The 10,816-nt window shown below is 70.3% G+C and carries 10 protein-coding genes; 6 read left to right on the top strand and 4 right to left on the bottom strand.

Annotated features, from left to right (window positions below; all coding sequences use genetic code 11):
• The first annotated feature begins 233 nt into the window (after nt 1-233).
• A complete protein-coding gene (locus tag AB0N06_RS35990; protein WP_366138901.1) occupies nt 234-833 on the top strand; it encodes a methyltransferase domain-containing protein in 600 nt (199 codons plus the stop codon).
• Nucleotides 834-847: 14 nt separating this feature from the next.
• Here the strand turns inward: AB0N06_RS35990 and AB0N06_RS35985 are convergent, their stop codons facing one another.
• Complete coding sequence (locus AB0N06_RS35985) at nt 848-1,750, bottom strand: oxygenase MpaB family protein (protein ID WP_366138900.1); 903 nt, start codon at nt 1,748-1,750, stop codon at nt 848-850.
• Between the two features lie 109 nt (nt 1,751-1,859).
• On the opposite strand from AB0N06_RS35985, the gene AB0N06_RS35980 reads away from it, so the two are divergent.
• Nucleotides 1,860-2,168: a hypothetical protein gene (locus AB0N06_RS35980; protein WP_366138899.1), complete on the top strand. Its 309-nt coding sequence runs from the start codon at nt 1,860-1,862 to the stop codon at nt 2,166-2,168.
• 118 nt (nt 2,169-2,286) lie between these two features.
• The gene (locus AB0N06_RS35975; protein WP_366138898.1) at nt 2,287-3,141 is read left to right on the top strand and encodes a hypothetical protein; all 855 of its coding nucleotides are present in this window, start codon (nt 2,287-2,289) and stop codon (nt 3,139-3,141) included.
• A gap of 153 nt (nt 3,142-3,294) precedes the next feature.
• On the opposite strand, the gene AB0N06_RS35970 is transcribed toward AB0N06_RS35975, so the two are convergent.
• From AB0N06_RS35970 to AB0N06_RS35960, 3 genes are all read right to left on the bottom strand, one after another.
• The gene (locus tag AB0N06_RS35970) at nt 3,295-3,837 is read right to left on the bottom strand and encodes an MOSC domain-containing protein (RefSeq protein WP_366138897.1); all 543 of its coding nucleotides are present in this window, start codon (nt 3,835-3,837) and stop codon (nt 3,295-3,297) included.
• 17 nt (nt 3,838-3,854) lie between these two features.
• Nucleotides 3,855-4,037, bottom strand: a complete 183-nt coding sequence (locus AB0N06_RS35965) for a hypothetical protein (RefSeq protein WP_266977895.1) — start codon at nt 4,035-4,037, stop codon at nt 3,855-3,857.
• 96 nt (nt 4,038-4,133) lie between these two features.
• Nucleotides 4,134-5,258, bottom strand: coding sequence for an acyl-CoA desaturase (locus tag AB0N06_RS35960; protein WP_366138896.1), 1,125 nt, complete (start codon nt 5,256-5,258; stop codon nt 4,134-4,136).
• A 267-nt stretch (nt 5,259-5,525) separates the two neighbouring features.
• Between AB0N06_RS35960 and AB0N06_RS35955 the strand changes: the two genes are divergently transcribed.
• From AB0N06_RS35955 to AB0N06_RS35945, 3 genes are all read left to right on the top strand, one after another.
• Complete coding sequence (locus AB0N06_RS35955; RefSeq protein WP_366138895.1) at nt 5,526-8,420, top strand: DEAD/DEAH box helicase; 2,895 nt, start codon at nt 5,526-5,528, stop codon at nt 8,418-8,420.
• Nucleotides 8,417-9,799 carry an SWF or SNF family helicase gene (locus AB0N06_RS35950; RefSeq protein ID WP_366138894.1) on the top strand — a complete coding sequence of 461 codons (1,383 nt, stop codon included), beginning with the start codon at nt 8,417-8,419 and terminating at the stop codon, nt 9,797-9,799. The genes AB0N06_RS35955 and AB0N06_RS35950 overlap by 4 nt, the downstream gene beginning before the upstream one ends.
• A 123-nt stretch (nt 9,800-9,922) precedes the next feature.
• Nucleotides 9,923-10,516 (top strand): peptidoglycan recognition family protein, encoded by a 594-nt coding sequence (locus AB0N06_RS35945; protein ID WP_366138893.1) that lies wholly within the window; start codon nt 9,923-9,925, stop codon nt 10,514-10,516.
• The last annotated feature ends 300 nt before the right edge of the window (nt 10,517-10,816 follow it).

Here is a 10,816-nt window from a genome sequence, read left to right as displayed (position 1 = left end):
TTGTAGAGCGAGCAGTGATCGGCCAGCATCTCGCCGAGCGCGATCCGCTGGCCCGTGGTGGGCCGCATGAGGAACTTGTACGCACGGATCATCCAACCCACCCCCCATCGGTCAGTCCGGTCAACATAGCTGGCGCCACTGACAACGCAGAGCACTCCGGCGCTCCGCGCCTCCGGGCCAAGGATCGCATTCCCGCCCGGCCTGAAGGCCGGGATTCCCTGCGAAGATTAGGGATGGCCGATGACCACACACACGTCCAGGACTTCTTCACCGCCCGCGCCGCGGACTGGGACACCCGTTTCCCGGACGACGGTCCGGCCTACGCCGCCGCCGTCGAAGCCCTCGGGCTGCACCCCGGCGACGCCGTCCTCGACGCGGGTTGCGGTACGGGACGTGCGCTGCCCGCCCTGCAGACCGCCGTCGGGCCGTGCGGTACGGTCCTGGGCGCCGATCTCACACCGGCAATGCTGGACGCGGCGGTACAGGCCGGACGCGACCGCACGGGTCAGCTGCTCCTCGCCGACGTCGCCCGCCTGCCGCTGCGGGCAGGGGTGCTCGACGCGGTGTTCGGTGCCGGGCTGATCTCGCATCTGTTGCACCCCGGGCCGGACCTGGCGGAGCTGGCCCGCGTCGTACGTCCCGGAGGGCAGCTGGCGCTGTTCCACCCCATCGGCCGGGCCGCGCTGGCCGCACGCCACGGCCGGCAGATCACGGACGACGATCTGCGGGCCGAGCCCAACCTCCGGCGGCTGCTCGCCCGTTCCGGCTGGCAACTGGTCTCGTACACCGATGAGGACGCACGGTTCCTCGCACTCGCCGTGCGGACGGGCTGACCTACGCGCTCCTCTTACTCGACCGGGGCGCCCGGCCTCGGCTTGTGCGGGATCAGGCAGCCGCCGACGCCGGGAGTCGGGAACGTACCGAGCTCGCCGACCTCGTAACCGTCCGGATAGCCCTTGATCTCCGGGTTCTGGCGCGCGTAATGCGCGGTGGAGCGGGGCGGCAGCAGTCGCACGGCCTTCGCCCGCAGCCGCAGCGCGCCACGGGTGAGATGGCGTGCGACGGGGCCCGGTCGTTCGTAACGGAACGCCCGCAGCAGCGCATCGTCGAGGAGGGCGAGGCTGGCTTTGCGTACGACAGGTGCGAGCGGACCCGGATACCAGGAGCCCATCAGTGCCAGCGTGGCGTCGGAGACGCTGCGCGCCCCTTCGTCCCAGCCGAAGCGCTCGTCCTCGTACGTGTCGAGCGTGCGCTCGAATTCCTCGAAGGTCTGCGGCACATCCTTGATGCCCATGTGTGCGCCCAGAGTGCGGTAGTAGACGGCGAACGCCCGCAGTTCGTGATCGGAGAGGCGACGCCAGCCGTAGCTGTCGATCCAGCGCTTCGGGACCACGACGAACGTACACAGCACATAGCGCATGTCGTCGTTGCTGATGTCGTAGCTTCGGTGCATCTGGTTGATCCGGCGGATCGCCGTGCGCCCCAGGTCGCTGTCAAAACCGTGCTCCACCACGGTGTCGAGGAGCAGCGCGGTGTCGTCGTAGCGTTTCTGCGAATGATCCGTCAGCTCAGCCGTTTCGGCGAGGAGTCGGCCGATGCTGGGGACCGCATACGTGCGGTACAGGGCCAGTTCGAGCGCACGGGTGATGTCCCAGGGGAACTCGTACGTCGCCGTGAGCCGGTAGATCTCCAGGAAGTCCCGCTCCGGATCGAGCCGCCTGATCTCCTTCAGCCGGTCGTATCGCTTCACCGCGTTGCCCCCGTTCCTCGGTCGAAGGTCAAACTCTACGCGGAAGGGGAAGACCGTAAGTATGTACGACGGCACCACGCGTGCACGGCTCCCCGGAAGGCGGTCCCCCATGATCGACATGCTCAGCACTCTGCGGAAGGCAGTGTCACCTGGCCGGAAGGGTGAGCGGCCCGCGCCGCCGCGCGAGGAAGGGCAGCGCAAACAGCACAATCTGTTCGACGCGGCCGCCACCTATGTCTCGGCTTGCGTGGACGACGACCACGACCGGATGGACGAAGCGAGCGGCTGGGTGTCACCCGAGGCGCTCTCCTTCGGGGTGAACGAACTGGCCTGCCGGGCGGTCACCGCGCTGGCGCGGGAGACCGGCCAATCGCCGCAGACCGTGGCCCGTACGCTGCTCGGTCTCCCCGCCGACTGAACCGCGCCGTCTGCTCGCCGACGGCGCGGTGGGTCCTGCCTTGTCAGGGCCTCGACGGCCGCGTTACCCACTGGTTAAGGTGCGCCGACGGAAAACGATGAGGGACGAGGAGGGTGCTGTGGCCGGGACGGACGACACAGTCGCCGACGAGGACGCGCTGTATGTGTTGACCGCGGTGCTGCTGACACCCGCGCAGTTCCCGAGCGTGCTCGGGGACGACTACCCGGCGGCTTGCACGGCACTCGACCTCGAACCGTACGCCGAGGGCTACGGGCTGGTCCTCGGGCAGGACGACGGCGGGGCCCGGTGGACCGTCGTCGTCGATGACGTGTCCCTGGTTGCCGTCGCGATCGCCTCCTGGGACTGCGGTATGGAGTACGACCTCTCCCCCGACGACCGTTCGGTGGTCTGCGCGCTCCCTGGCTGGCCACTGGCGCTGGCGGTCGCCACGCCGGGGGTGCCGGCGCCGCACGACCCGCTGCCGGACCCGGAGGCCGAGGGAACCGATCTGCCGCCGCTGAGCCCTCCCGACACGGAGTCGTGGGGGCCTCCGCAGCGGCGGCTGGGCGCCGACGAGATCGCGTTGCAGTGGGCGGCGTGGCGCGAGCAGATCGACGACGCCACGGCGTTCGCGGGTCCGGACGTCGCGGGCAGTGCCGATACCGATGAAGAGCGCCCGGCCGGCGTCGCCGTGTCCGCCGGCGTCCATCCCGGTGTCCGTCGCGCGCTGGCAGAAGTCCATGCCTACGTGGACAGCCCGCCCCCGATCGGACGTATCCGCTCCTCGTTCGCCCCCGGTGACGCCCGCACGCTGCGAGCCGACGGACCCGGCTGGTCCCTGGTCGCCCGGACCGACGACATCGCGTTCATCCTGCTGGACGAGGAACCCGGCGAGGTCCTGCCGGTCGGCCGCGGGGCGGAGCTGCCCGGTCTGCTGAAGGCACTCGACGCGCTCGCCGTGCGACCGGCCTGAGTCCCGGCGCCCAAGCCACGGCCGGGCCGAGGTCACTCGCAGCGCCTGCTCCTTCACGGCCTGCGCCACCGGGTCGCGAGTCGGCCTGTGGTGGAGCCGGGGGCTCCGCCGGCCACCTGCGCGGCCCGGCTGCCCTGTCGGCTCCGTCCGCCTCTACACACGCTCCAACGGTCGGTGCGGTTCGGCGGGCAGTTCGACCGTGACCGGGTCGCCGGGCCGGACCACCCCGCCGGTCCTGACGACGCTCATGACCCCGGCCTTGCGCACGACGTTGCCCGCCTCGTCACGGCCGACGACCTGCTTGAGCAGCCCTTCCTGAAAGGTGTCGATCTGCCGGCACGGGTTGCGCAGGCCGGTGACCTCGACGACGGCCTCGCCGCCGAGGTGCAGCAGCGTGCCCACAGGCAGCTCGAGGAGATCGACGCCACGCGTGGTGACGTTCTCCCCGAGGTCACCGGGGGCGACCTCGAAGCCCTCTGCACGCAGCTCGTCGAAGAGTTCCTCGTGGATGAGATGAACCTGGCGCAGATTCGGCTGGGTGGGGTCCTGTGCGACGCGGGAACGGTGCTTCACCGTGACTCCCGCATGAACATCTCCCTCCACTCCGAGTCCGGTCAGCAGGGTGAGGAACTGGCGGTTCGGCTTGGTGAATGAGTAAACCCCGCTACTGCTCACCACGGTGACGGTCCCGCTCATCTACGAAGAACCCCTTTTCAGCGGCCTATTTCCTTACGGGTGATCCTACGGAGCCTGCGCCGCTGGGAGGGATCCAGCATCAGGTAGGCCACCGTCGGTACTCCGATCAGCACCAGCAGCGACAGCCAGAATCCGATGAACGGCATCAGGATGACTGCCGCGACAACTCCCCCGATGGCAATCTTTGCGCTGTTCGACATCGTCCACGCCTCCTACGCGGCTCACGCCGCTCCTTCTGTGAGAACGCCTGTGGGTGCCCATCGGTTCCGGCCCACAGCGGCGGGCTTCCCGCCGGGTCACCGCAGCGGTTCGCCGACCTCGTGCATGTGCTGCAGCGCCTGTCGGTAGGACTCGATGAGTCCAGTCTCCGCGTACGGCATGCCGAGCGCCTCGCAGTGGGCGCGCACCAGGGGCTGTGCCCGGCGCAGATGGGGGCGGGGCATGCTCGGGAAGAGGTGGTGCTCGATCTGGTAGTTGAGTCCGCCGAGCAACCAGTCGGTGAGGACGGCGCCGCGCACGTTGCGCGAGGTGAGGACCTGCCGCTGGAGATGCCCCCAGCGGTCGCCGTCGGGATCGGGCATCTCCATGCCCTTGTGGTTCGGCGCGAAGGCCATGCCCAGGTGGAGCCCGAAGAGTGCATGGTGCACGAGTGCGAAGACGACGGCCTTGCCGGGAGACATGACGGTGAGGAGCAGCGTCGCGTACAACCCGAGGTGGGTGACGAGGAGGGCTGCCGAGAGGGCCCGCTCACGGGCCGGCTGCCGCCGCAGGTACTGGAAGCCGGAGATCTTGAGGGCGATGCCTTCGAGGAGCAGCATCGGGAAGAACAACCGGGCCTGGTTACGGGTCATCCAGCGGGCGAAGCCTTCGCGCTGGGCCGCCTGCTTCTGGGTCCACACGAGGGCGCCGACGCCGACGTCCGGGTCCTTGTCGACGTGGTTGGGGTTGGCGTGGTGGCGTACGTGTTTGTCGTTCCACCAGGCCTCGTTCATGCCGAGGAGCAGATTGGCGTGGATCAGGCCGATGATCCGGCTCACCTTTCGGACGCCGGTGATCTGGGCGTGTCCGGCGTCATGGCCGACGAACGCGGTGCGGGCCCAGAAGACCGCCCACGGCAGGGCGAGCAGCAGAGTCCACCAGGTGTTGCCGAGGAGGGCCAGGCCGGTCGTCACGGCGCCCAGGGCGAGGAGGTTGGCTGCGATGCGTGCCGCGTACCAACCGGTGCGCTCCTTCAGGAGTCCGTGTGCCTTGACGGCCCGCAGGAGAGGCGCGAAGTCGCTCCCGGAAGCCCCCGTGCCTCGCTCGAGTCCCGCCGGTGCGGCAGCTCCGGTGCCCGGGGCGTCTCGCGCACCTCCGGCGCTGTCCGCACTGCGGGCACGGTCGCGGGTGCGGTCCGCGAGGGTGACTACGGCCTCGGGCATGGCGTCTCCGGTCTCTGGGAGGCTGGCAATCTGCTCTGACCTGTTGAAACGTACGGGCGGAGGCCACACGCCAACCATGGCGCCATCACCCGGGATTCCGGGGGGCAGCCCCCTCCCCACAGGGGGGTGCTGGCTACACCCGACAGCCCACGGACACCCGTGAAAGTGACGTGGATCACGGTGATCGCGCTCCCGCACAGCGCCGCCGCGGAGTACCCTCGGCGATCTTGGCATCCACTAGTCAAATTTGAGGAATCCGACATCGCCGTGCACAGGCTTCCCGCGCCGTCCCCCGCCGAGATCTCCGCGCTCTCCCGCTGCTCCGTCGTCTTCCTGCCCTCAGACCCCGCCCGCACCGGCCGGGTCGCCTTCTGCCATCCGGACGGCAGCAGCCCGCCCGACGCCCCGGGGACGGTCGGGGAACTGACCGTCGTCGGGCCCGATGCCCGCCCGTACCGTGTTCCGGCACTGCTGCTGCCCGTACGCGATTCCCTGCCCGTTCTGACCCGCGCGCGGGCGGCCGCGCACTCCCATCCCGCGGCGGCGTTCTGGGGCGCTGCCGCACTCCTCGCCCTCCAACTCGCCGCCCGCGGACTGCTGCTGCCGGGGCTGAGCGCCACGGACCACGACACCTGGCGGGCCGGTCCCCTGACGGCCGCCGATCTCGACCGGATCCGTGACCTCGCGGCCTCCATGCCCCCCACCGCCCATGCGGTGCCGCTCGACGAGGACGCCGAGCCCGTACTGCTGCCGGAGCCGGAGCGGCTGCTGCGCGCATTCCTGGACGCGGTCGCGGACGGCCTGCCGCGCACGCCCGCAGCGGTGTTCGCCACCGGCAGCCCGGCGTTCGCCGTCGACACGCCGCAGCAGCTCCCGGACCGTCGTGGCTGGGCCGCTGATGTCGCGGCCGGGCACGACGCGGGAGTGCGGCTCTCGCTGCGTATCGAGCTCACCGGTCCTCCCAGGGTGCACGAGCACACGGAGCCGGGTGTCGGGCCGTCCTTCCGCGCGGTCCTGCAGATCCACAGCGTCAGCGATCCGACACTGGTCGCCGATGCCGCCGACGTCTGGGCGGGCAACGCACCGACCGCGGCGGCGTTCGGTCCTCGGGCCCGGATGGACGCCCTCCTCTCGCTGCGCCGCGCCGCCCGCGCCTGGCCGCCGCTGGCGCCGCTGCTGTCCGCCGCTGTACCGGATTCCGTCGATCCGGCCGATGAGGAGATCACTGAACTGCTCGGCCCTGCCGCACGGGCGCTCGCCGCGACCGGGGTCCAGGTGCACTGGCCCAAGGAGCTCGCCCATACCCTCACCGCACGCGCGGTGATCGGCCCGCCGGACGACGAGAACGGCGGCGACAGCAACGGCGAATCCCGCAACGGACGGTCCGCGTCGGACACCCCGTCGTTCCTGTCCGCCGACGCGCTGCTGGCGTTCAACTGGTGGTTCGCACTCGGCGACCAGAAGCTGACCCGCGCCGAACTGGACCGCCTGGCCGAGGCCAGCAGGCCGATCGTCCGGCTGCGCGACCAGTGGGTGCTCATCGGCCCCGAGGAGGCGCGACGCGCCCGCGAGGCGCAGGACCGCAAGGTCACCCCGATCGACGCGCTCGGCGCCGTACTGACCGGTTCCACCGAGATCGACGGCCACAGGGTGGACGTACGGGCGACCGGCTGGCTCGACCGGCTGCGGTCCAGGCTCGCCGAACCCGAGTCGGGCGAGCGGCAGACGATCCGTCAGCCGACCGCACTCGCCGCGACGCTGCGGGACTATCAGCTGCGCGGTCTGAACTGGCTGCACACCATGACCTCGCTCGGCCTCGGCGGCTGTCTGGCCGACGACATGGGTCTGGGCAAGACCATCACGCTCATCGCCCTGCATCTGCACCGGCAGAACGTCGACGAGGCGGCCGGACCGACCCTGGTGATCTGCCCGGCCTCGCTGATGGGCAACTGGCAACGGGAGATCGAGAAGTTCGCCCCCGGCACGCCGGTGCGGCGCTTCCACGGCGCGTCCCGCAGCCTGGAGAGCCTGGTGGACGGCGAGTTCGTCCTCACCACGTACGGCACGATGCGGCTCGACGCGGCGAGGCTCGCCGAGGCCGGGTGGTCCATGGTGGTCGCCGACGAGGCGCAGCACGTCAAGAACCCGTACTCGACGACCGCGAAGCAGCTGCGGACGATCGGTGCGCGAGCGCGGGTGGCACTCACCGGCACCCCGGTGGAGAACAACCTCTCCGAACTGTGGGCGATCCTCGACTGGACGACGCCCGGGCTGCTGGGACGGCTCGGCACGTTCCGCACCCGGTACGCGCGGGCCGTGGAGGACGGCAGCGACCCGGCGGCGGCCGAACGGCTCGCCGCGCTGGTCCGGCCATTCCTGCTACGGCGGCGGAAGTCCGATCCGGGCATCGCTCCGGAACTGCCACCGAAGACGGAGACGGACCGTACGGTGTCGCTGACGGCGGAACAGACCGGTCTGTACGAGGCGGTGGTACGGGAGACCCTGGCCGAGATCTCCGGCGCGGACGGGTTCGCCCGGCGCGGCCTGGTGGTGAAACTGCTGACGGCGCTGAAGCAGATCTGCAATCACCCGGCGCAGTACCTCAAGGAGGAGCGGCCGCGGATCGCGGACCGTTCGGGAAAGCTGGAGCTCCTGGACGAACTGCTCGACACGATCCTCGCGGAGGATGCGAGCGTGCTGGTGTTCACCCAGTACGTACACATGGCACAGCTGCTCGAACAACATCTGGCGGCGCGCGGAGTGCGTACTCAGTTCCTGCACGGCGGCACGCCGATCGCCGAACGCGAGGCCATGGTGGACCGGTTCCAGGCCGGCGAGGCCCCCGTCTTCCTGCTGTCGCTGAAAGCGGCGGGCACAGGGCTCAACCTCACCCGGGCCGGCCATGTCGTGCACTTCGACCGCTGGTGGAACCCGGCGGTGGAAGCACAGGCCACCGACCGCGCGTACCGCATCGGGCAGACCCAGCCGGTACAGGTGCACCGCCTGATCGCCGAGGGAACGATCGAGGACCGGATCGCCGACATGCTGGCCCGCAAACAGGGTCTCGCGGATGCGGTACTCGGCTCCGGCGAGGCGGCGCTGACAGAACTGACCGACGCGGAACTGGCGGATCTGGTGGAGTTGCGAGGGGGCGCGCGATGAGTGACGGCTACGAGAACGACGCATACGGGATCGACGGGTGCGAATCCGACGACATCGCCGATGAGGAGTCGGCACCGGAACAGGAACGAACCTTCGCCGCCCTGCCGCCGGCGCGAGGCCGCGGTTTCGCCGAGTCCTGGTGGGGCCGGGCATGGCTGAAGGCCCTGGAGGACACGGCGCTGGACGGCAAACAGGTCAAGCAGGGGCGCCGGTTCGCCCGCGAGGGGCGGGTCGGCGCGGTCTCCGTACAGCCCGGTCGGATCACCGCGGTCGTCCAGGACTGGGACTCGACCGCGTACCGCAGTGATGTGCTGCTTCAGCAGCTGAGCGAGGAGGAGTGGGACCGGTTCCTGGACATGGCCGCCGACCGGGCCGGGCACATCGCCGCACTGCTCGACCGGGAGATGCCGCCGCATCTGGTGGAGGACGCGGCGGCGGCCGGAGTCGATCTGCTGCCGGGCATCGGAGATCTGGATCCTGAGTGCACGTGCGAGGCATGGGACCACTGTCCGCACTCCGCCGCCCTCTGCTACCAGGTCGCGCGGCTGCTGGACCAGGACCCGTTCGTACTCCTGCTGATGCGCGGGCGCGGTGAACGGCGGCTGCTCGACGAACTCCAGGTGCGGATCGCGGTCCGTGCCGCGGAACGGGAACCCGCGCAGTCCTCCGCCGCGGAGGATCGTCGAGTGCGCGGCGTACGGGCGGACGAGACGTTCGCCGCGCGGGACATCCTGCCGCCACTGCCCGCTCCCCCGCCGCTGCCCGCGGAGCCCGGTCCCGCCCCGTCGCTGCGCACGGAGACCGAACCGGAGCCCGGTCTCGACCCGGCGGCACTGGAGGTCCTGGTGACGGACAGTGCGGTACGCGCCTATCGGATGCTGGCGGAAGCCCTTGCGCTGGGCCACGAACAGCAGCCGATGGTACGCGAGTTGACGCCTGAGCAGGACGTGGTACGGCTGGTCGCCGATGCCCGTCCCGAGCCGGGGATCGTGGCACGGCTGAGCACCGGTTCGGGGCGGCAGCGGGCCGAACTCGACACGGCGGTGCGAGCCTGGGGTTACGGCGGGGCGGCCGCGCTCGCAGTGCTCGACGAGGAATGGGCGCCCGATCCGGAGTCCTTCGCCAGGGCCCGTGCGCGGCTCGCCGAGGCGTGGGAGGACGGCGAGCGCCCGCAGTTGCGGGCGGCGGGCAACCGCTGGACCGTTACGGCTGGCGGGGTACAGCTTCGGTACGGACGGGACGGGCGCTGGTGGCCGTATCGCAAGGAACGCGGTCGCTGGAACCCGGCGGGCCCGGCGGGCGACGATCCGGCGGCGGTGCTGGCGGGCGCGCTCGGCGACGATCACATCCTGGCGGGCGGGTCAGTGACCGAGCCATGATCGGACGCCGCCGGGTGATCCTCATCGTGGACTGCACCGACACCTCCGTGAGACCGCTACCCTGCTCCCCACCCCCTGACCCGTACACCGTCCCCCCGTTCCCCTCCCCGCACAGGAGCGTTGATGCACCGCAGAAGGATTCTTCAGGGCGCTGCGGCGACTGCCGCGGCGGCTCTGCTGCCGGCTTCCACCCGTGCCATGGCTGCAGCGGAGGCGGGCAGCACCGACTACCCGGTCGCACATTGGATGCCCGCTTCCACGTCCAACTACACGGCTTCGACGCGCCCTTCGGCCTATCCGGTGCAGTACGTGATCATCCATGTCGCGCAGGAGACCTTCTCGGACACGGTCGACATCTTTCAGAATCCGGCGAAGCGAGTCTCCGCGCACTATGTGGTGCGCTCGGCGGACGGGTACGTCGCGCAGTGCGTACGGGAGCAGAACATCGCCTGGCATGCCGGCAATTGGGACTACAACACCCGCAGCGTCGGCATCGAGCACGAGGGCTGGGTCGACCAGCCGGCGTACTTCACCAACGCCTTGTACGAGCGGTCCGCTCTGCTGACCGCGTCGGTCTGCGACCGCTACGGCATCCCCAAGGATCGCGCGCACATTCTCGGTCACGCTCAGGTCCCGGGCACCGACCACACGGATCCCGGACCCGACTGGGACTGGGTGCGCTACATCCGTCTCGTCAACCTCTACAGCACCGGCTGACCGCACGGTGGGTCCGATTACTCTCCGCACAGTTTGCATGCCACTTCGCGCGGCCACCGGGCGCATGCCGTCGGCCACGAGCCGGGCCAGCGTCGGCACGAGCGGGGTCGCGAAGCGCCGCCAGGGGCAGGGCGATTGCAAAGTCGTTTGATCATGGATCAGTGCAGGTCAGTTGAGGCCGAGGAGGGCCAGCGGTCGCTCGTAGGGGCGGAGGGCTGTGGTGCGGAGTCCGGCGGCGATGTTGGTGTGGCCGACGGTGCGGAGCTGGTTGATGGCGAAGCTGCGCAGAGTGGCCATGTT

This window comes from Streptomyces sp. NPDC051020, assembly GCF_040683105.1.
Lineage (GTDB): Bacteria > Actinomycetota > Actinomycetes > Streptomycetales > Streptomycetaceae > Streptomyces.
This window is presented reverse-complemented; position numbering and strand designations above follow the sequence as displayed.

Coding starts and splice junctions, on each gene's coding strand:
- AB0N06_RS35990 (WP_366138901.1), top strand. CDS start 234: ATGGCCGATGACCACACACACGTCCAGGACTTCTTCACCGCCCGCGCC.
- AB0N06_RS35980 (WP_366138899.1), top strand. CDS start 1,860: ATGATCGACATGCTCAGCACTCTGCGGAAGGCAGTGTCACCTGGCCGG.
- AB0N06_RS35970 (WP_366138897.1), bottom strand. CDS start 3,837: ATGAGCGGGACCGTCACCGTGGTGAGCAGTAGCGGGGTTTACTCATTC.
- AB0N06_RS35965 (WP_266977895.1), bottom strand. CDS start 4,037: ATGTCGAACAGCGCAAAGATTGCCATCGGGGGAGTTGTCGCGGCAGTC.
- AB0N06_RS35960 (WP_366138896.1), bottom strand. CDS start 5,258: ATGCCCGAGGCCGTAGTCACCCTCGCGGACCGCACCCGCGACCGTGCC.
- AB0N06_RS35950 (WP_366138894.1), top strand. CDS start 8,417: ATGAGTGACGGCTACGAGAACGACGCATACGGGATCGACGGGTGCGAA.
- AB0N06_RS35945 (WP_366138893.1), top strand. CDS start 9,923: ATGCACCGCAGAAGGATTCTTCAGGGCGCTGCGGCGACTGCCGCGGCG.